This window comes from Streptomyces sp. NPDC060205, assembly GCF_042728395.1.
In the GTDB taxonomy this organism is placed as follows: domain Bacteria; phylum Actinomycetota; class Actinomycetes; order Streptomycetales; family Streptomycetaceae; genus Streptomyces.
The window spans coordinates 1-19,364 of sequence record NZ_JBHWZP010000178.1 but is presented as its reverse complement, the minus strand read 5'-3'; the positions used below and the strand labels follow the sequence as shown (position 1 = coordinate 19,364).

Genomic DNA, 19,364 nt, shown 5'->3' with positions numbered 1-19,364 from the left:
AGGGGCGCGGGGAACTGCGCGGCCAGCCCCCGCCGGGGTGCACCCGGCCCGCGGCCTGGGTTATGGGGCCAGCGTTGACGCCTGGGTGATCGTGTTCGACAGGGTGCGGATCGCCGCGCTCTCCGTGGTCGCGGCCAGCTCCGACGCGCGGCGGCCGAGTTCGCGCAGCGGCAACGCCCCCGGCAGCGCCCCCCACCGACCGTCACCCGAGCGGAGCGCGTCCGCGAAGTACGCCGCGACCGCCGTGACCTGAAGCCCGCTGCGCGCGGTCGCCGAACCCCAGAGCGGGGCGTCGAGCGCGTCCGCCTCCACCCGGCCCGTCTCCTCGTGCGGGACACGGGTGGACGGGTCCAGCCACCGCACGGTCGCCGTCGCCACGTGCCCCCTCGCCCCCGGCTTGACCCGTACCGCGTACAGCGCCGTCACCGTGTGCCCCGGACCCGTCTCGCCGCCGTCCACGCGGTCGTCGCGGAAGTCCTCGTCGGCGACCTGACGGTTGTCGTAGCCGATCAGCCGGAACCGGTCCACGGTGGCGGGGTCGAAGGACACCTGTGCCTTCGCGTCCCTCGCCGTCAGGTCGATGTTGCGCGGCAGCTCGTCGCAGAAGACCTTGCGCGCCTCCTCCGCCCCGGACACGTACGTCGTGTGCCCGTCCCCCTTGTCCGCGAGGCGTTCCATCAGCGCGTCGCCGTAGTCGCTGCCCACGCCGACCCCGAAGAGCGTGATGCCGTGCTCGCGGCGGGCGTCCGCGATCCGGTCGAGGATGGCGTCGGCGTCGGTCTCCCCGGTGTTGGCGAGCGCGTCGGAGAGCAGCACGACCCGGTTGGTGGCGCCTTCCCGCAGCCCTTCGACGGCCGTACGGTAGCCGGTCGTGACGCCCGCGCCGAGGTTGGTGGAGTCGGTGGGTTCGAGGGTGTCGATCGCCTCGTGGACGCGGCCCCGGTGGTCGCCGAGGCGTGTCATCGGGAGCACGGTCCTCGCCTCGTCGCTGAAGCTGACCAGTGCGACCGCGTCGTCGTCGCGCAGCCGGTCCGTCATCACGTCGAGGGATTCCTTGGCCAGGTCCAGGCGGCCGGGTTCGGCCATCGAGCCGGAGACGTCGATGACGAAGGTGAGGGCGGCGGGCCGGCGTTCGCCGCTGTCCTCGGCCTCCCGGGTGGCGAGGCCGACGCGGAGGAAGCGCCAGTCCCGGCTCTCCTCGGCGTTCTCCTCGGCGTTCTCCTCGGCGAAGCCGTCCTCGGGGGCCGCCGTACGGGCGCCGTCCATCGTCACCGTGAAGCCGTTGCCGTCGGGGCGTTCGTAGTCCTGGCGGAAGCTGTTGATGAATTCCTCGGGGCGGACCGTCGACGGGTCGGGCCGCCGGCCCTCCCGCAGGGTCCGGCGCGCGTAGCCGTACGACGCGGTGTCGACGTCCAGGGCGAACGTGGAGAGGTAGTCGGCCGGGGGCGCGGTCTCCCGGAGTTCGCCCTTGCCCTCGTCGTCCTCGTAGCCCTGACCGGTTCGCCCGCCCGTGTCCGGCGGGCCCGTCGGCCGGGCGGGGGCGGGGGCCGGGAAGCCGTTGCCCTCCCGGGTCTCACCGCTGCTCCGGTCCTTCGAGTCCTCGCCGGCCGGGCCGCCGCAGGCGGTGAGCAGGAGTCCGAGCGAGACGGTCGCCGCGACGAACACGCCCCGCACCCGCCGCCCCTGCCGTCGCACGCGCGGTCGCCGCGAGCCCGCCGACCCTCCCCACGTGTCAGCCCGCTCTGTCCGATACCGCTCTGTCCGCTGCCGTTCGGTGCGCCTCATGTGTGTCCCCTCGGTGACCGCTGTGAGCCGACGTCTGTGACTGTGACGGCCGGGGCGGGCGGAAGGAGCGGCACGAGGCGTTGCGGATGGATCTCGATGCGGCCACGGTGGGCGCCGGTCGAGACCGGTGGGTGACCCTCCGGAGACCTGGGGGTCACCGGAGGGCCCGAGGGGCACCGGGAGGGGAGGGCGGAAGCCGCTTCACGGAGCTTCTACGACACCACGTCCTTGCGGGCGAACCCGCGGAACGCCAGGGCGAACAGCACCAGCGCGTACGTGACCGAGACGGCCGTGCCCTGGATCATGCCGCCCCATTCGGGGGTGGGCTGCACCGCGTCGGCCCACGCGAACTGCCAGTGCGCGGGCAGGAAGTGGCGCCAGTCGCCGAGGGCGGTGACCGCGTCCAGTACGTTCCCGACGATCGTCAGGCCGACCGCGCCGCCCACCGCGCCCAGCGGGGCATCGGTCTTCGTCGACAGCCAGAACGCGAGCCCGGCGGTGACCAGTTGGGACGCGAAGATGAACGCGATCACGATCACCAGGCGCTGGGCCGCCGTGCCCGCGGACAGGGAGCCGCCAGTGGGGATCTCCAGCGGACCCCAGCCGTACGCGACCGAGCCCACCAGCAGCGCGACGACCGGCAGCAGCACCATCGCGGCGAGGCTGAGGCCGAGTGCGACCACGAGCTTGGACCACAGGAGGCGGGCCCTGGGCACGGGTGCGGCGAGCAGATAGCGCAGGGAGGACCAGCTGGCCTCCGAGGCGATGGTGTCCCCGCAGAACAGCGCGACCGGGATGACGAGCAGGAAGCCCGCCGAGACGAAGAGGTTCGTCGCGGCGAAGTTGGCGCCCGAGGCCGTCGCCGTGTCCATGAGGGTGACCCGGCCCTCACGGCCCTCCGGCTGGCCGCCGATCGCGAAGGCCACGACCAGCACGAACGGCAGGGCGGCGAGGATCGCCCCCATGATCAGCGTGCGGCGCCGCTTCAGCTGGCGCATCAGCTCGACCCGCAACGGCAGGGTCCGCCCGGCCCGGTAGCCGTCCGCGACTTCGGCACGCTCGACAAGTGTGCTCACGCGGAGCCTCCGATCAGGGTGAGGAACGCGTCCTCCAGGCGGCGGTGGGGGCCGAGGGAGGCCACCGGTACTTCCAGCCGGACCAGCTCCACGAGGAGCCGGGCGGCTGCCGCGGAGTCGTCGACGGGCACGGAGGCATCGACGGCCACGGAGTCGCCGACGGGTGTTCCGGAAACCGCCGTTGCCGAACTCGCCGCCCCGGAGTCCACCGTCACCGGGACACGCGCCGACAGCCGTATCAGCAGGCCATCGTCCGTGCGGACCGCCGAGTCGACGCCCGGGAGCGCCGCCACCTTCTCCACCAGCGGGTCCGGGACGTCGGCCGCGAGCCCTACGAGGAGGGTGTCGCCGGAGCCGATGATCTCGTGGACCGGTCCTGCCTGGACGAGCCGGCCGCGGTCCATGACGACGAGATGCGTGCAGGACTGCTCGACCTCGGCGAGGAGGTGGCTGGACACGATGACCGTGCGCCCCGCGGCGGCGTAACGGATCATGACCTCGCGCATCTCGCGGATCTGGGGCGGGTCGAGGCCGTTGGTCGGTTCGTCGAGGATCAGCAGGTCGGGGAGGCCGAGCATGGCCTGGGCGATGGCCAGGCGCTGGCGCATGCCCTGGGAGTACGTGCGGACCGCGCGGGACAGCGCGTCGCCGAGGCCCGCGATCTCCAGCGCCTCCTCCAGGTGGGCGTCCTCGGGCGGGCGTCCGGTGGCCTGCCAGTACAGGTCGAGGTTCTCGCGGCCGGACAGGTGCGGGAGGAAGCCCGCGCCCTCCACGAAGGCGCCGACCCGGGACAGGACCGGTGAGCCCGGCCGGATCGCGTGCCCGAAGACCCGGATCTCGCCGCCGTCGGGCTTGATGAGGCCCATGAGCATGCGCAGCGTGGTGGTCTTGCCCGCGCCGTTCGGGCCGAGCAGACCGAGCACCTGGCCCTTCTCCACGCGGAACGACAGGTCCCGTACGGCATAGCGGTCCGAGGACTTCGCGTACCGCTTGCTCAGGTCGGTGATCTGGAGGGGGACCTCGGCGAGCGCCGGGTCGGGCGGGGTCGTGGCGGTGCGGCGACGGCCCGTCAGGAGCAGGACGAGCGCGGTCAGCGCGCCGGCGACCGGCAGCCACCACACCCAGGCGGGCAGCCCCGCCGCCCCGGCCGTCACCCCGGGCGCGGTCGGCACGGCGAGGTCGCTCTTCAGGGAGACGGTGTACGTGGCGGCCGTCAGCGGGGACGCGTAGCCGAGGTCGGTCGAGGCGAGGACCAGACGCAGGTGGTGGCCCTTGCGCACCTCGTGGTCGATGGCGGGGAGCGTGAGGCGCACGTCCTTGCCGCTGTCGCCGGTCGCGACCCGGGCCGGGGTGACGAGCTGGGACGGGAGCACCTGCTGCCGGCCGCCGGGGCCGACGTCGTACACCTTGGCGAAGAGGACGGCCTCGTCGGTCGTCGACTTCACGTTCACCGTGACGGTGGGTGAGCCGGTGATCCGCAGGTCCCTGGTCAGGGCCTTGGAGTCGAAGCGGGCGAACTGGCCGGGGAAGTCGAGCGACACCCCGACGCCGAGCGAGGACAGCTGGGAGAGGCCGCCGGCGCCGCCGAGACCGGGCAGGGCCGAGATGCCGGGCGGGCTGGCGCCCGCGGGGTTGGAGAACTTCTGCTCGCGTCCGCTCAGCGCCACCTCGCGGTCGCCGCCGGTCAGGCCGGGGTAGGTGTCCCCGTCGGCGCCCCGCAGTTGGGCGCCGCCGTCGGTCGTGTCGATGCCGCCGGTGCGGGTGACGCGGAACGCGGGGCCCGTGTCGGCGTTCTTGTCGTCCTTGAGGTAGCGGTCGAACCACGAGGTCACGCGGGCCTGGACGCGGTCCGTCTCCATGTCGCCGCCGTCGTGGCCGCCGGCGATCCAGTCGACGTCCACGGGCGCGCCGTTGGCCTTGACCGCCTTGGCGATCTGGTCGGCCTGGCCGAGCGGGAAGAGGGAGTCGGTCTGGCCCTGCATGATGAGCGTGGGCACCTTGATGCGGTCGCCGACGGCGGAGGGGCTGCGCTCCTCCAGAAGCTTCATCGCCGCGGCGTCGGGCTTCCCGGACTCCGCGACGCGCTCGTACATCTCGCAGAGTTGCGTCTCGAACGTGGTGCAGCCGCCGCCGGAGTTGATGAACATCCCGGCCCAGAGCTTCTTGAAGACGCCGTTCGGGAACAGGGCGTCCGCGAGGTTCCAGTACGTGATCGCCGGGGCGATGGCGTCCACGCGCTGGTCGTAGCCGGCCGCGAGGAGGGAGACCGCGCCGCCGTACGAGGCTCCGGCGACGCCCACCCGGGGGTCGCCGGCCTTGTCGAGTTCGACCTCGGGGCGCTTGGCGAGCCAGTCGATGAGCTTGGAGACGTCGGCGACCTCGCCCTTCGGGTCGTTCAGGCCGATCTTGCCCGTGGAGTTGCCGAAGCTGCGGGACGACCAGGTCAGGACCGCGTAGCCGTCGCGGGCGAGGTCCTCCGCCTGCTTGCGTACGTCCTCCTTGTCGCCGCCGAAGCCGTGGGTCAGGAGGACGGCGGGGCGGCGGTCGCCGGAACCGGCCGAAGCGGTGGAGCCGGTGGAGCCGGAGGTGAAGTACGACGTGTCGATCCTCACTCCGTCCGCCGTGGGGATGACGCGGTCGGCGCGGTGCACCGCGGGTGCCTCGTCGGAGGCGACCGCGGTCCATGTCCCGGCGCCGGCGAGTACGACGACGAGGGCCGCGGCGGTCCAGCGGCGTGGGCCTCGCAGCCATCGTCGTGGTGCTGCGGGCAATCGAAGATCCATGGCTCAACCGTACGGGGCCCTGCCGGGTGGGGGTGGGGTCGGTGGGGGGAGGTTGGCGGTATCCCGTAGGAGTACGAGGGCTGTCACATGTACCGCGCGTGCGGTATGCGGGGTGGCTTCGCCGGTGGGCCTGTGCGGGTCGGTGGGGGCTGGTCGCGCCGTTCCCCGCGCCCCTTGGGGGCGAAAGGATTGCGCCGTTCCCCGCGCCCCTGGAGGGGGTGGGGGGCTTCGGCCGTGGGTGGGTGCGGGAGCGTCGTGGCCGGTCGCGCCGTTCCCCGCGCCCCTTGAGGGGCTGCGCCCCTCCAAAAGCAAAAGATTGCGCCGTTCCCCGCGCCCCTAGTGGGTGTCCGGGACCGTTACCAGCCAGCGGGTGGTCTGGCGGGGGCGTAGGTACAGGGCCCAGTAGAGGGTTGCCGCTGCTGTGATGCCGCCCGTCCATGCCAGGTACGTCGGGTCCTGCATGGTGAGGACGTAGACGAGGACCGCGATGAGGAGGACCGGGAGCGTCGGCCACAGCGGCATGCGCCAGGCGTGGGTGTGGGCGTGGGGGCCCCGGCGGGCCAGCAGGGCGGCCACCGCCACGAGGATGTACATGCTCGTGACGGAGACGCCCGTGATGCCGTACAGGGTGTCGAGGTTGACGAAGCACAGGACCGCGCCGGGTACGCCCACCACCAGCGTCGCCACCCACGGGGAGCCGAAGCGGCCGAGCTTCGACAGGACGTCGTTGACCGGCTCGGGCCAGGCCTTGTCGCGGGCGGAGGCGAACAGCACGCGGGAGTTCTGGATGACCATGACGATGCCCGCGTTGATGATGGCGAGGGCCACGCAGAGGCTGACGAACGTGCCGACCGCCGAGTTCGACCACGCGGCGACCATGCCGCTGATGTCCCCGCCGGTGAGCGCGGCCAGGTCCGGGGCGCCCAGGGTGATCGCGGCCACCGGCACGAGGATGATCACCGTGGAGATGGCGAGGGTGGCCAGGACCGTACGGGCCACGTTGCGGCGCGGGTTCTCCAGTTCCTCGGAGAGGTAGACGGCCGTCGAGAAGCCCTGGGTGACGAAGAGGGCGATAGCGAGCCCGGAGACCACCAGCATCACCGTCACGGTGTCCGGGTGTCCGCCGGGGCCTGCCACCTCCATGGACACCAGGCTGTCCGCCCCGCGCTCGGCGTGCGCGAAGCCGAGGACGGCCACGACGGCCGCCGCGATGACCTCAAGGACCAGGAAGATCCCGGTGATCCAGGCGTTGGCCCGCAGGTCGAGCAGGCCCGCGAGGGTGGCGAGCACCATCACGCCCGCGCCCGCCCAGGACGCGTCGAGGTGCACGAGGGGCGCGAGGTAGTCGGCCGTGCCCATCGCGATCACCGGCGGGACGATCATCACGACGAGGAGCGACAGGACGAAGACCAGCCAGCCCGCGAGCCGTCCGGCCATCGTCGACACCATGGCGTACTCGCCGCCCGCGCTGGGGATGAGGGTGCCCAGCTCCGAGTAGCAGAACGCCACGGCGATACAGAGCAGCGAGCCGATGGCGACGGTGAGGGCCGTCGCCGTGCCGAGGGACCCGAACAGGTCGGGCACGACCACGAAGAGCGTGGAGGCCGGTGTCACGCAGGAGATCGTGAGCAGGGTGCCGCCGACGACCCCGATGGACCGCTTGAGCGTACGGGGGCCGGTACCGGCTCCGTCGGGACCGCTGTCCGGCGCCAGGGGGACGGGAGCGGAGTCGACAGTGCGAAGCGTGTCAGTCATGGAGCGGTTCCGATCGACTCGTGCGGCGGGGGTGCGTGCTCCCGTGCCGCATCGAACCCTGCGGAATCCGAATCGTCAACGGTCCTTCACCTACGGAATCCGTAGGTCGAGGAGGATTCAACTGCCGTTCTTGGCAGGGTCGCGCAAGCAGCCTCAGCCATCGGCGCCCGTGCGGTAACCGCAGCACGGGCGCCGAAATTCACAGCCGATATTCATCGGGGGAGGGTGCCGGCGGAAGGTGTGCCGGCGGAACGTGCCGGCACGCTCAGTGGTTGCGCGGGAATCCCAGGTCCACGCCCGCCGGGCCCTCCGAGGGGTCCGGCCAGCGGGTCGTGACGACCTTGCCGCGGGTGTAGAAGTGCGTGCCGTCGTTGCCGTAGATGTGGTGGTCCCCGAAGAGGGAGTCCTTCCAGCCGCCGAAGGAGTGGTAGCCCACCGGCACCGGGATCGGCACGTTCACGCCGACCATGCCGGCCTCGATCTCCAGCTGGAAGCGGCGGGCCGCGCCGCCGTCCCGGGTGAAGATCGCGGTGCCGTTGCCGAAGGGCGAGTCGTTGATGAGGGCCACCCCCTCGTCGTACGTGTCCACGCGCAGCACGCACAGCACCGGGCCGAAGATCTCGTCCCGGTAGGCGTCCGCGTCGGTGGGGACCTTGTCGAGCAGCGAGAGCCCGATCCAGTGGCCGTCCTCGTGGCCCTCGACCGTGTACCCGGTGCCGTCGAGCACGACCTCGGAGCCCTGCGCGGCGGCGCCCGTCACGTACGAGGCGACCTTGTCGCGGTGGGCCGCGGTGATCAGCGGGCCCATCTCGGAGGCCGGGTCGGTGCCGGGACCGATCTTGATCTTCTCGGCGCGCTCGCGGATCTTCGCGACCAGTTCGTCGCCGATCGCGCCGACCGCGACGACGGCCGAGATGGCCATGCAGCGCTCGCCCGCCGAACCGTAGGCGGCGGAGACGGCCGCGTCGGCCGCCGCGTCCAGGTCGGCGTCCGGGAGGACCAGCATGTGGTTCTTGGCGCCGCCGAGGGCCTGGACGCGCTTGCCGTGGGCGGAGGCGGTGGTGTGGATGTACCGGGCGATGGGGGTGGAGCCGACGAAGGAGACCGCCTTGACGTCCGGGTGCTCCAGGAGGCGGTCGACGGCCACCTTGTCGCCGTGCACGACGTTCAGGACGCCGTCGGGCAGTCCGGCCTCCGCGAACAGCTCCGCGAGCCGGACGGCCGCCGACGGGTCCTTCTCGCTCGGCTTGAGCACGAAGGTGTTCCCGCAGGCGATGGCCAGCGGGAACATCCACATCGGGACCATCGCCGGGAAGTTGAACGGTGTGATGCCCGCGACGACCCCGAGCGGCTGGCGGATCGAGGCCACGTCGACCCGCGAGGCCACCTCGGTCGACAGCTCGCCCTTCAGCTGGACGGTGATCCCGCACGCCAGGTCGACGATCTCCAGGCCGCGCGCGACCTCGCCGAGCGCGTCCGAGTGGACCTTGCCGTGCTCGGCGGTGATCAGGGCGGCGATCTCGTCGCGGTGGGCGTCGAGGAGCGCGCGGAACGCGAAGAGGATCGCCGACCGCTTGGCCAGCGACGAGGTGCCCCAGCTCGCGTAGGCGTCCTTCGCGGCGGCGACCGCGGCGTCCACCTCCTCGACGCTCGCGAAGGCGACCTTCGTGGTGACGGCGCCGGTCGCGGGGTCGGTGACCGGCCCGTACGAACCCGACGTGCCGTCGGCGGTCTTGCCGCCGATCCAGTGGTTGACGATCTTCGTCATGCCCGAGAACTCCTTGTCATGCCCAAGAACTACGTCACAGATGGCGGCGCCGGGTGGAGGCCAGCCGTTCGTACAGCGCGCGTGCCTTGACCGCCGACGGTCGGGTCGCGGTCTCGGCCACAGGAACATCCCACCAGGCCTGCGCCGGGGGCGCGCCCGACACTGTGTCTGCCGTTTCGGTCTCCACGTAGACACATGTGGGAGTGTCGGCGGCCCGCGCCTCGGCGAGGGCGGACCGCAGGTCGTCCACGGTCTTGGCGCGCAGCACCCGCATCCCGAGGCTCGCCGCGTTGGCGGCCAGGTCGACGGGGAGCGGGCGCCCCGTGTACGTGCCGTCCTCGGAGCGGTGGCGGTAGGCGGTGGCGAACCGCTCGCCGCCGACCGTCTGGGAGAGGCCGCCGATGGACGCGTACCCGTGGTTCTGCAGGATGACCACCTTGATGGCGATGCCCTCCTGGACGGCGGTGACGATCTCGGTGGGCATCATGAGGTACGTGCCGTCGCCGACCAGGGCCCACACGGGCCGGTCCGGGGCCGCCATCCGCACGCCGATCGCGGCCGGGATCTCGTAGCCCATGCAGGAGTAGCCGTACTCGACGTGGTACTGGTCGCGGGAGCGGGCGCGCCAGAGTTTGTGCAGGTCGCCGGGGAGGGAGCCGGCCGCGTTGACGATGATGTCGTCGCCGGTGACCAGGTCGTCGAGCGCGCCGAGGACCTGCGGCTGGGTGGGCCGCGCGTAGGGGTCCTCGGCTTCGAAGGCCGCGTCGACGCGGTGCTCCCAGCGCTCCTTGTCGTCGGTGTACTCGGTGACGTACGCGGGCCCGGCGCGGTGGCCGTGCGGGGCGAGGGCCGCGGTGAGGGCCTCCAGCGCGGTGCGCGCGTCGGCGACCAGTGGCTGCCCGGCCATCTTGTGCCCGTCGAAGGAAGCGATGTTGATGTTCAGGAAGCGCACGCCCGGGGCGGCGAAGAGGGTGCCGGAGGCGGTGGTGAAGTCGGTCCAGCGGGTGCCGACGCCGATCACCAGGTCGGCGGTGCGGGCGAGTTCGCAGGCGGTCGCGGTGCCCGTGTGCCCGATGCCGCCGACGTCCGCCGGATGGTCCCAGGCGAGCGAGCCCTTGCCTGCCTGGGTGGAGGCGACCGGGATGCCGGTGAGGTCGGCGAACTCCCGCAGCGCGTCCTCGGCCTCGCTGTGGTGGACCCCGCCGCCCGCGACGACCAGGGGCCGCCTGGCCGTCCGTATCGTCCGGACGGCGACGGCCAGTTGCGCGGGGTCGGCGACCGGACGGCGTACGGTCCACACGCGTGCGGCGAAGAACTCCCCGGGCCAGTCGAACGCCTCCGCCTGGACGTCCTGCGGGAGCGCGAGGGTGACGGCGCCCGTGTCGAGCGGGTCGGCGAGCACGCGCATGGCCTGGAGGGCGGCCGGGACCAGGGCCTCGGGGCGGGTGATCCGGTCGAAGTACCTCGACACCGGGCGCAGACAGTCGTTGACGGACACATCGCCCGCGTACGGGACTTCGAGCTGCTGTAGGACCGGGTCGGCGGGACGGGTCGCGAAGACGTCACCGGGCAGCAGGAGCACCGGGAGGCGGTTGACCGTGGCGAGGGCGGCGCCCGTGACGAGGTTCGTGGCGCCGGGGCCGACGGACGTGGTGACGGCCTGTGCGGAGAGACGGTTCGACTGACGCGCGTAGCCCACCGCCGCGTGCACCATGGCCTGTTCGTTGCGGCCCTGGTGGTACGGCATGCCGTCGCCGTACTCCAGGAGCGCCTGGCCGAGGCCGGCGACGTTGCCGTGGCCGAGAATGCCCCAGGTGGAGTCGATCAGGCGGCGCCGCACGCCGTCGCGCTCGGTGTACTGGACGGTGAGGAACCGCACCAGCGCCTGTGCGACCGTCAGCCTTGTCGTCGTTGACCTCGGCTCTGTCATCGGTAGCCCTCTGTGCTCTCTACGTGTCACGGGTGGAATCACGGATGGAAGCTGATCCGCCACGTCATACGTCTGAACGGGCCCTGCGTCTCTACGGCCCGCCCGCCGATCCGGACCGCGTCGCCTCATGCCACCGCGGCAGCGCGTACGGGCGGGGCGGGAACCTCCGGCGCGGAGCCGTAGCGGGCGGGGAGTCGTCGCTCGCACTTCGCTCCTGCCAGGGCGAAGCGGACTTCCGCGCCGGAGGCGATCTGTGCCCGGGCACCACGGGGGCGTGGCCGGAGCCGGTGGCTCCGGCGAACACGCGCTCCCCGCCCAGGTGTTCAAACACTTTGCCCTCTTTATTCCCCTCTGTGCGCACCGTACAACCACCGCCCGGTGGAAGCACGGCACTCCCGTTCACCGCGGCACCGCCCCGGCCGCGAGAGCTTCCTCGACCTCGGGGAGGGTCGGCATGGCGGAGGAGCACTCCAGCCGGGAGGCGACGATGGCGCCCGCGGCGTTGGCGTGGCGCATGACGCGTTCCAGGTCCCAGCCGGCCAGCAGGCCGTGGCAGAGGGCGCCGCCGAAGGCGTCACCGGCGCCGAGGCCGTTGAGGACCGTGACCGGCAGCGGCGGGACCTCCGCGAAGTCGCCGTCGCGGTGCACGGCCAGGACGCCCTTGGGGCCCTGTTTGACCACGGCCAGTTCGATGCCCGCGTCGAGGAGGGCGCGGGCGGCGGCGTGCGGTTCGCGCAGGCCGGTGGCGACCTCCACCTCGTCGAGGTTGCCGACGGCGACCGTGGTGTGGCGCAGGGCCTCGGCGTAGAAGGGGCGGGCCTCGGCGGGGTCGGTCCAGAACATCGGCCGCCAGTCCAGGTCGAAGACCGTCGGGCCGGACCTGGCGCGGTGGGCCAGCGCCGCGAGCGTGGCCGTGCGGCTGGGCTCCTCGCTCAGGCCCGTACCCGTGACCCAGAGGATCCGGGCGTCCCGCAGGGCGTCCAGGTCCAGTTCGTGGGCGTCGATCTCCAGGTCGGGGGCCTTCGGCTGCCGGTAGAAGTACAGCGGGAAGTCGTCCGGCGGGAACACCTCGCAGAAGGTGACCGGCGTGGGCAGCCCGCGCACCGGCGTCACCCAGCGGTCGTCGACGCCGAAGTCCCGCAGCGCCTCGTGCAGATACGTGCCGAAAGGGTCGTCCCCGGTCCGCGACACGACGGCCGTGCGCCGGCCGAGCCGGGCCGCCGCGACCGCCACGTTGGCGGCCGAGCCGCCGAGGAACTTCCCGAAGGACGTCACCTGTGGGAGGGGCACGCCGGTCTGCAGCGGGTAGAGGTCCACGCCGATGCGCCCCATGGTGATGAGGTCGTACGCACTGGACTCCGCTGACTCGACCATCGAGTTCCCTCCGCATCGGTGGACCCCAGGTCTAGCGGCGCCGATAGAGCCCTGTCAATTGGTTGTCCGGACATTCGGACCATGTCTTGACGCGGACGGGTCGGATCGGGGGCGGACCGCGAGCGGGGTGGGGGCGGCTGCGGGGTCGGGACGGGGTCGGGTGCGGGTGCGTGGGGGCTGGTCGCGCAGTTCCCCGCGCCCCTGGGCGGTCAGACTCCGGCGGATTAGATCGCTGGTGTGGCGGATCGCAGGCGGGGTGAGGCGTTGGGGAGGTCGGGGCGAGGTCGGGTGCGGGTGCGTGGGGGCCGGGCGCGCAGTTCCCCGCGCCCCTAGGCGGTCAGGCTCCGGCGGATTAAATCGTTCTTGGCGGTCAGGCCCCGCGGATTAAATCGTCGGTGTCTTGACGTAGATCATCTGGGCTTTTCATGCTGGCGGCATGCGAGTCGACCGATGACCAGCCATGAGAACCGACCGCCCGTCGGACGCCGTTCCCTGCTGGCCGGGGCCGCCGCCGGTCTGGGCGCGGCGGCGGCCCTGCCCGCGCGGCCCGCGTCCGCCGCGGCGGCGTCCGCGCCGGTGTCCGCGTCCGCGTCGGGGCGGCGGCATCCGGCGAACTGGCCCGATCCCGCCCCCTACGGCCTCGCCGACACCCGCCCGGACCTCTGGCCGAGGGACGACAACTCCTTCGTACTGCCGCTGGAGCTGCGGCCTCGCGACGAGGAGCGCGGGGTGGTCTGGATGCGTGACACGTACGTCAACTGCTTCGTCGTTGACGGCCGCCCCCTCTACGTCGCCACCGGCACCACGCGGGTGCCCGGACTCGACACGGCAGGACCGTGGAACGACGGCATCTTCGTGTGGACCGCGCGCTCCCTCCAGGGGCCCTGGAGACTGGCGGACACGACCGGGGTGCGGCCCGGCGCGGAGAAGGGCAAGGTGTGGTCGCCCGAGTTCGTCGGCGAGAACCGGCCCGGCCGCACGGTCGTCGCCCCCTGGCAGGAGTACTGGTACGACGACACCTTCGGCAAGCGCGGTCAGGCCTGGGCGCCCGAACTGCACCGCTTCAACGGCACGTGGTACCTCGTCGCGTGCATGGGCGACCACTCCAAGAAGGTCGGTTCGTTCATGCTCGTCAGCGAGGGCGGCGTCGAGGGCCCGTACCGGCTGGTCGAGGGGAACCTCGGCAAACCCTTCGGGGACTCGTTCATCGGCGGCCCCGCCTTCATCGAGCCCGGCGCCTACCACCACATCGACGGCAGCCTGTACTCCGAGGGCGACAACGCCTGGCTGGTGCTGCACAACAACCTGTACGCCAGGTTCCGGGACGACATGGAGGACATCGTCCCCACGACCAACCTCCCGGCGTTCCGGCAGTCGCCCTACTCGCCCGAGCCGTATCTCGAAGGCGCGTACGTGTTCAGGTACGGCGGCAAGTACTTCCTGCTGCACGCCGCGTGGGACCGGACCTCGGTCAACGCCGACGGCACCACCCGCCAGGCCTACGACACCGCCGCGGCCGGCCGGGTCCAGTACCAGTACGACGCCGTCGTCGCCGTCTCCGACACCTTCGAGGGGCCGTACTCGCAGCGCTGGACCGCGGGCGTCGGCGCCGGTCACAACAACTTCTTCGAGGACCACCGCGGGCAGTTGTGGGCGACGTTCTTCAACAACCCGAACTTCGGATACTGGTCCAACGCCTCGCGGCTCGCCGAGGCCGCCGTGCCCGGTGTCGTACGGGTGGAGTGGACCGGGCCGAAGGGCAACCGGCTGTACGTCCGGCGCCGCGACTGAGGCGCCGGCCCCGGGCGCGCCCGCCCCGCGCGGCCCCTACGCGGCGACGACGGCGACCCCGGTCCTGCCTCCGTCGACGTCCACCACGGTTCCGTGCACGAAGGACGCTTCGTCGCTCGCCAGCCAGAGCACCGCGGACGCGATGGCCTCGGGCGTGCCGACGCCGCCGGCCGGGGTGCCCTTCATCATGATCTCGCCCGGACCCGGCTCGGCGCCCGCCGGGGCCGGGGGCAGGATCACGCCCGGCGACACGGCGTTGACCCGTACGCCGAGCGGCGCGAACTCCGCGGACCACGCCCGGGTGAGCGTCTCCATGGCCCCCTTGGTGGAGCTGTAGAGCGCCCCGCGGGGGACGCCGAGGCGCGCGATCCACGAGCCGAGGTTGACGATCACGCCGCCGCCGGAGTCCGCCATGCCCAGGACCACGGCGGCGGTGAGGAAGAAGGGCGCCTTCACGTTCACGCCGTAGACCTGGTCGAACGTCTTCTCGTCGGTGTCGGCGGTACCGGGGGACGGGTAGATCCCGGCGTTGTTGACCAGGATGTCGATCCGCCCGCCCAGGGCCTGCCGGGCCCGCCCGGCCAGGTCCTGGGAGGCTTCCGCGCTGCCGTCGAGGTCCGCCGCGACGAAGTCGGCCCGGCCGCCCGCCGCGCGGATCCCTTCGACCACGCGCGCTCCCCGGTCCGCGTTGCGCCCGGACACGACGACATGGGCCCCCTCGGCGGCGAACGCCTCGGCGATCGCCTGTCCGATGTTGCTGGTCGAGCCCGTGACCAGTGCTGTCCTGTTCCGCAGCCGCTCACTCATGGCGTGGTCTCCCTTGTCTCCGTCGCGTCCGCCGGGGCGCTCCCCCGGCGTGCGCGGACCACTGTGCGCCGCAGAAAATGGACCAGCAAGTCCAGAACGGGGGTACCGTCGGTACGGCCGGCCGGACGGCGGGCGGATCAGGGGCCACGAGGAGGCGGGGATGCCGGGAGCGGCGACCGTGAAGGGCCGGGCCACCCGGGCCCGGATCGTCGAAGGGGCGGCCGAGGTACTGCGCGAACAGGGCGTGGCGTTCACGACGCTCGACGACATCCGGGGCCGCACCGGCACGAGCAAGAGCCAGCTGTTCCACTACTTCCCGGCCGGCAAGGACGAACTGCTGCTGGCGGTGGCGCAGTTCGAGGCGGACCGCGTCCTGGCCGACCAGCAGCCGCACCTGGGGCGCCTCGACTCGTGGGAGTCCTGGCGGCGGTGGCGGGACGTGGTGGTGGAACGGTACGAACGACAGGGCGACCACTGCCCGTTGGGCTCGCTGTTCCTCCAGGTGGGCCGGGACCGCCCGGGTGCGCGGGCGATCGTGACGGAGCTGATGCGCCAGTGGCAGGAGCAGCTCGCCCGCGGCATGCACGCCCTGCAGACGAACGGTCTGGTGTCGCCCGCCCTCGATGCGGACCGGGAGGCCGCCGCGCTGCTGGCGGGCGTCCAGGGCGGTGTGACCATCATGATGTCCACGGGCGACTCGACCCATCTGAAGGCGGCGCTCGACACCGGGATCGCGCATCTGCGGGCGGCGCGGCCCGAGGACCCGCGCGCGGCGGGTGGGCGTGAAGGATTGCGCAGTTCCCCGCGCCCCTGAGGGGGTGGGGCTGGCCCGTGGTCCGTGTCGTGCGGGCCAGATGTGGCTCGTCGCGCAGTTCCCCGCGCCCCTGGGGGTGGGGCTGGGGCCGGATGGTCGGGTGCGGGGTGGGCCGGCATGCCGCGTACGCCGCCGGGCAGGCCGGGGTTGTCGCCCATGTGGCCGCCCATGAAGCCGGCGCTGCGGCCTGTGCGATCAAGGCCGCCCGCGCCGCCGGGGGAGAGAGCAAGGCCGCGCCGACAGCTCCGCCGTGTCCGTTCAGCCGTGCGGGAGGATCACCGCTCGGCCGTTGATCCTGCCCTCGTGCAGGCGCTCGTAGGCGAGGGGGGCCTCGTCCAGGGAGAAGGTCTCGGTGTGCACCGACACCGCGCCGGAGCGGGCCAGCGCGAGGACCTCGACGAGTTCGCCGCGGGTGCCCCAGTAGGGGGCGCTGACCGACACCTCGAAGGGGAGCTGTCCGAAGCCGACGGGGAGCGTTCCGCCGCCGATGCCGACGATCGTGATGTCGCCCTCGACCGCCGCGACGGCTCCCGCGGTGGCCAGCGTGGGCTGCGCCCCGACGAAGTCGAAGACCGCCTCCGCCCCGACCCCGCCGGTGAGTTCACGCACCGTGGCGGCGGCCTGCGCGTCGGACAGGACCGCCTCGTGGGCGCCGACCGCGCGGGCCAGCCGCAGCTTCTCCTCGCTCACGTCGAGCGCGACCACCCGGGCCGGGGACATGGCGCGCAGCAGCTGGATGGCGACGTGTCCGAGCCCGCCCGTGCCGATGACCACGGCGGTCGAGCCCGGTACCAGCTTCGGCAGCGACCGCTTGATCGCGTGGTACGGCGTCAGTCCCGCGTCCGTCAGCGAGACCGCCGCGGCCGGGTCGAGCCCGTCCAGCGGCACCAGGTGCCGGGGGTCGTCCACCAGCAGGTACTCCGCCATCGAACCCGGCGCCCCGAGCCCCGGCGGACGGATGCCGAGCTCGTCGGCGCGCAGGCAGTAGTTCTCCTTGCCCTCCGCGCACTTGGCGCAGCTGCCGCAGCCCCAGGGGCCGTACACGGCGACCGCGTCGCCCTCGCGCACACCGGTCACTCCCGCGCCGAGCGCGGCGACCGTGCCCACGCCCTCGTGGCCGAGGGTGAGCGGCAGCTCGTACGGGAATCCCTCGGCGGGCCAGCTCATCACGGCGATGTCGGAGTGGCATACGCCGGCGGCGGTGACCTTCAACAGGACCTGACCGGGGCCGGGTTCGGGGTCGGGGACGACCACGACCTCGGGGGCGGCGCCGATGGAGCGGTACTGCAGTGCCTTCATGGCCTTGCTTCTTTCTGTGTCTGTCTGTGTCTGTTGCGCTCTGCTACTGCTCTGCTGCTTCCCGTGCTTGCCGCGGGGCTCAGACGGCGGTGTAGGCGCCGTCGACCAGGTGGTAGCCGCCGGTCACGAACGAGGCCCGGGCGGACAGCAGGAAGACGATCAGTTCGGCGACCTCGTCGGGGCGGCCGAGGCGGCCGGCGGGGTGCAGCGCCACCAGGCCGTCGTAGGCCTCCTTGTCCATGCCCTGGAGCAGCGGGGTCTCGATGAAGCCGGGGCCGACCACGTTGACGCGGATGCCCCTGGCGGCGTACTCGGCGGCCGTGGTCCTGGTCAGGCCGACCACGCCGTGCTTGGCGGCCACGTACGCGGAGGAGCCCGCGAAGCCGACCGAGCCGAGGATGGAGGCGACGTTCACCACGGCACCGCCGCCGGCCGCCTCGATGGCGGGCAGCTCGTGGCGCAGGGAGTAGAAGACGCCGTTGAGGTTGGTGGCGATCACGCGGTCGTAGGCCTCGATGTCGTACTCGCCCGTCGGCGCGCTCGGGCCGCCGATGCCGGCGTTGTTCACGGCCAGGTGGAGCCCGCCGAAGGTGTCGACGGCGAAGGCGACGGCCGCCGCCACGGAGTCGGGGCTCGTCACGTCCACCGCGACCGCGGCGGCCTCGAAGCCCTCGGCGCGCAGGTCGGTGGCGGCCTTCTCGGCGCCCTCGGCGTTGTAGTCGGCGATCACGACGTTCGCGCCGCCGGCGCCGAGGCGGCGGGCGGTGGCCAGGCCGATGCCGGAGGCGGCGCCGGTGACGAGCGCGGTCCGCCCGGCGAACTCGGTGGCGTAGTCGGTGACGGGGGTGGTGCCGGTGACAGGGGTGGTGCCGGTGGTGCTCATGGTGCTCTCACTTCTCGGGGGTGTCGTACGAGACCGCGGACGCGGCCTCGTGGGTCAGGGCGTCGTAGGCCCGCTCCACCAGGGCGGCGAGGTCCTCGGCCGCCGAGTCGGGGCCGGACGTGCCGCGCGCCCAGATGCGCAGCGCGGCGGTGAGGACTCCGGCGGCGGCGTCGACCACGACGGCGGGGCGCACGTCCAGTACGTCGTCGGTGCCGAGCCGGTCGGCGAGGATGCGGACCGACTCGTCCTGGGCGTCGACCCGGATGCGTTCGTACGCCGCGAACAGGGCCGGCTCGCTGTCGAGGAGGGCCAGCAGCCGCCGCGTCCGGGGGCGCACGTGCCAAGCCGGGTCGTCCCGGTCGGCGAGCCAGTCGCGCACGGCCCGGCGGTAGGCGAGCAGCGGCGGTTCGGCGGCGGGCCGCCCGCGCAGCAGCGCGTTGATGCGGTCGCCGTCCCCTCGTACGAAGTCGAGGGCCGCGTCCTCCTTGCCGGCGAAGAGCCGGCTGAAGGTGCGGCGGGTGACGTCCGCCCGCTCCGCGACGGCCTCGACCGTGGTGGCGGCGAGGCCGCGCTCCAGGATCAGGTCGACGGCGGCGGTCGCGAGGGCGTTGCGGGTCTGCCGGGCCTTGCGCTGCCGGCGGTCCTCGGTGGTGGTGCTGGGCTCCGTTGCCTCCATACCCTCAGAATACTCCTTCATGTCCCAATGGGACATGTTTCCCACTGGGACATGTCTTCGGCGGGATCCCAGGATGAGACCCGAAGGCGCAAACGGCGCCGATGGCAAGAATCCCCTGAGGTCCAATGCGTCACCCGTGTCACAAAAGACACCCCTCTGTCACACATGTCACGCGTACGCGGGTCTTGCGTCACACCCGCGCGACAGCCCCTGCCGCGTTGTCACTCTGTGTCGTTCACCGAGCACAGGCTTGTGATCGCCAGCGCAGCGCCCGGCTCCCCCGACGGCCGCCCCTCGGCCGCCGCCGCGGCGCGCGCAGGGAGGTGCTACGGATGACCGACCGAAGGCTCTGGTCGTACAAGGAGATCGCGGCGCACATCAAGGTGCAGCCGGACACTGTGCGGTCCTACCGCAAACACGGACTGCTGCCCGCGCCCGACCACGTGGAGAGCGGCAAGCCGTACTGGTACGCCGACACCGTCCGCGCGTGGGTCGCCTCCCGGCCGGGCAACAGGGGCCGCAAGGGCGGCTGACCGCCCGTCGCGCCGCCCGGCCGGCCGCCCGTCGCCACGCCCGGCACGGCGCCCGGCACGCGAGGGGGCCCCGCACGTCCACCGTGCGGG

The 19,364-nt window shown here is 72.7% G+C and carries 14 protein-coding genes and 1 pseudogene; 3 read left to right on the top strand and 12 right to left on the bottom strand.

All coding sequences use genetic code 11. The features are described from left to right. Window positions 1-60: 60 nt before the first annotated feature. From ACFWGJ_RS27325 to iolC, 8 genes and pseudogenes are all read right to left on the bottom strand, one after another. On the bottom strand, window positions 61-1,785 hold the full coding sequence (locus ACFWGJ_RS27325) for a VWA domain-containing protein (protein ID WP_387329554.1): 1,725 nt from the start codon (window positions 1,783-1,785) through the stop codon (window positions 61-63). A 212-nt stretch (window positions 1,786-1,997) separates the two neighbouring features. Then, complete coding sequence (locus ACFWGJ_RS27320; RefSeq protein WP_387329552.1) at window positions 1,998-2,861, bottom strand: ABC transporter permease; 864 nt, start codon at window positions 2,859-2,861, stop codon at window positions 1,998-2,000. After that, window positions 2,858-5,644 carry an alpha/beta fold hydrolase gene (locus ACFWGJ_RS27315; RefSeq protein ID WP_387329549.1) on the bottom strand — a complete coding sequence of 929 codons (2,787 nt, stop codon included), beginning with the start codon at window positions 5,642-5,644 and terminating at the stop codon, window positions 2,858-2,860. The genes ACFWGJ_RS27320 and ACFWGJ_RS27315 overlap by 4 nt, the downstream gene beginning before the upstream one ends. A gap of 336 nt (window positions 5,645-5,980) precedes the next feature. Then, window positions 5,981-7,399 (bottom strand): APC family permease, encoded by a 1,419-nt coding sequence (locus ACFWGJ_RS27310; RefSeq protein ID WP_387329546.1) that lies wholly within the window; start codon window positions 7,397-7,399, stop codon window positions 5,981-5,983. A 265-nt stretch (window positions 7,400-7,664) separates the two neighbouring features. Then, window positions 7,665-9,167: a CoA-acylating methylmalonate-semialdehyde dehydrogenase gene (gene mmsA / locus ACFWGJ_RS27305; RefSeq protein WP_387329543.1), complete on the bottom strand. Its 1,503-nt coding sequence runs from the start codon at window positions 9,165-9,167 to the stop codon at window positions 7,665-7,667. A gap of 34 nt (window positions 9,168-9,201) precedes the next feature. Next, on the bottom strand, window positions 9,202-11,097 hold the full coding sequence (gene iolD / locus ACFWGJ_RS27300) for a 3D-(3,5/4)-trihydroxycyclohexane-1,2-dione acylhydrolase (decyclizing) (protein ID WP_387329540.1): 1,896 nt from the start codon (window positions 11,095-11,097) through the stop codon (window positions 9,202-9,204). Between the two features lie 158 nt (window positions 11,098-11,255). Further along, window positions 11,256-11,485 (bottom strand): annotated as a pseudogene (locus ACFWGJ_RS27295) (5-deoxy-glucuronate isomerase); the annotation flags it as partial. Window positions 11,486-11,496: 11 nt separating this feature from the next. After that, window positions 11,497-12,471, bottom strand: coding sequence for a 5-dehydro-2-deoxygluconokinase (gene iolC / locus ACFWGJ_RS27290; protein ID WP_387329538.1), 975 nt, complete (start codon window positions 12,469-12,471; stop codon window positions 11,497-11,499). 450 nt (window positions 12,472-12,921) lie between these two features. Here iolC and ACFWGJ_RS27285 point away from each other — a divergent pair, with 450 nt between their 5' ends. Next, window positions 12,922-14,262: a family 43 glycosylhydrolase gene (locus ACFWGJ_RS27285; RefSeq protein ID WP_387329535.1), complete on the top strand. Its 1,341-nt coding sequence runs from the start codon at window positions 12,922-12,924 to the stop codon at window positions 14,260-14,262. 36 nt (window positions 14,263-14,298) lie between these two features. On the opposite strand, the gene ACFWGJ_RS27280 is transcribed toward ACFWGJ_RS27285, so the two are convergent. Next, window positions 14,299-15,069 carry an SDR family NAD(P)-dependent oxidoreductase gene (locus tag ACFWGJ_RS27280; protein ID WP_387329532.1) on the bottom strand — a complete coding sequence of 257 codons (771 nt, stop codon included), beginning with the start codon at window positions 15,067-15,069 and terminating at the stop codon, window positions 14,299-14,301. Between the two features lie 160 nt (window positions 15,070-15,229). On the opposite strand from ACFWGJ_RS27280, the gene ACFWGJ_RS27275 reads away from it, so the two are divergent. After that, window positions 15,230-15,883: a TetR/AcrR family transcriptional regulator gene (locus ACFWGJ_RS27275; protein ID WP_387329529.1), complete on the top strand. Its 654-nt coding sequence runs from the start codon at window positions 15,230-15,232 to the stop codon at window positions 15,881-15,883. Window positions 15,884-16,141: 258 nt separating this feature from the next. Here the strand turns inward: ACFWGJ_RS27275 and ACFWGJ_RS27270 are convergent, their stop codons facing one another. From ACFWGJ_RS27270 to ACFWGJ_RS27260, 3 genes are all read right to left on the bottom strand, one after another. Continuing rightward, window positions 16,142-17,182 carry an NAD(P)-dependent alcohol dehydrogenase gene (locus ACFWGJ_RS27270; RefSeq protein ID WP_387329526.1) on the bottom strand — a complete coding sequence of 347 codons (1,041 nt, stop codon included), beginning with the start codon at window positions 17,180-17,182 and terminating at the stop codon, window positions 16,142-16,144. A gap of 79 nt (window positions 17,183-17,261) precedes the next feature. Then, window positions 17,262-18,065, bottom strand: a complete 804-nt coding sequence (locus tag ACFWGJ_RS27265) for an SDR family NAD(P)-dependent oxidoreductase (RefSeq protein ID WP_387329523.1) — start codon at window positions 18,063-18,065, stop codon at window positions 17,262-17,264. Window positions 18,066-18,072: 7 nt separating this feature from the next. Further along, window positions 18,073-18,741, bottom strand: a complete 669-nt coding sequence (locus ACFWGJ_RS27260; RefSeq protein WP_387329520.1) for a TetR/AcrR family transcriptional regulator — start codon at window positions 18,739-18,741, stop codon at window positions 18,073-18,075. Window positions 18,742-19,073: 332 nt separating this feature from the next. Here ACFWGJ_RS27260 and ACFWGJ_RS27255 point away from each other — a divergent pair, with 332 nt between their 5' ends. Continuing rightward, window positions 19,074-19,274: a helix-turn-helix transcriptional regulator gene (locus ACFWGJ_RS27255; RefSeq protein ID WP_387329517.1), complete on the top strand. Its 201-nt coding sequence runs from the start codon at window positions 19,074-19,076 to the stop codon at window positions 19,272-19,274. The last annotated feature ends 90 nt before the right edge of the window (window positions 19,275-19,364 follow it).

Excerpts from the sequence above, each read along its gene's own strand:
- ACFWGJ_RS27275 (WP_387329529.1), top strand. The coding sequence starts at position 15,230 with ATGCCGGGAGCGGCGACCGTGAAGGGCCGGGCCACCCGGGCCCGGATC.
- ACFWGJ_RS27265 (WP_387329523.1), bottom strand. The coding sequence starts at position 18,065 with ATGAGCACCACCGGCACCACCCCTGTCACCGGCACCACCCCCGTCACC.
- ACFWGJ_RS27280 (WP_387329532.1), bottom strand. The coding sequence starts at position 15,069 with ATGAGTGAGCGGCTGCGGAACAGGACAGCACTGGTCACGGGCTCGACC.
- ACFWGJ_RS27255 (WP_387329517.1), top strand. The coding sequence starts at position 19,074 with ATGACCGACCGAAGGCTCTGGTCGTACAAGGAGATCGCGGCGCACATC.
- ACFWGJ_RS27270 (WP_387329526.1), bottom strand. The coding sequence starts at position 17,182 with ATGAAGGCACTGCAGTACCGCTCCATCGGCGCCGCCCCCGAGGTCGTG.
- iolD (WP_387329540.1), bottom strand. The coding sequence starts at position 11,097 with ATGACAGAGCCGAGGTCAACGACGACAAGGCTGACGGTCGCACAGGCG.
- ACFWGJ_RS27260 (WP_387329520.1), bottom strand. The coding sequence starts at position 18,741 with ATGGAGGCAACGGAGCCCAGCACCACCACCGAGGACCGCCGGCAGCGC.
- mmsA (WP_387329543.1), bottom strand. The coding sequence starts at position 9,167 with ATGACGAAGATCGTCAACCACTGGATCGGCGGCAAGACCGCCGACGGC.
- iolC (WP_387329538.1), bottom strand. The coding sequence starts at position 12,471 with ATGGTCGAGTCAGCGGAGTCCAGTGCGTACGACCTCATCACCATGGGG.
- ACFWGJ_RS27315 (WP_387329549.1), bottom strand. The coding sequence starts at position 5,644 with ATGGATCTTCGATTGCCCGCAGCACCACGACGATGGCTGCGAGGCCCA.
- ACFWGJ_RS27325 (WP_387329554.1), bottom strand. The coding sequence starts at position 1,785 with ATGAGGCGCACCGAACGGCAGCGGACAGAGCGGTATCGGACAGAGCGG.
- ACFWGJ_RS27310 (WP_387329546.1), bottom strand. The coding sequence starts at position 7,399 with ATGACTGACACGCTTCGCACTGTCGACTCCGCTCCCGTCCCCCTGGCG.
- ACFWGJ_RS27285 (WP_387329535.1), top strand. The coding sequence starts at position 12,922 with ATGACCAGCCATGAGAACCGACCGCCCGTCGGACGCCGTTCCCTGCTG.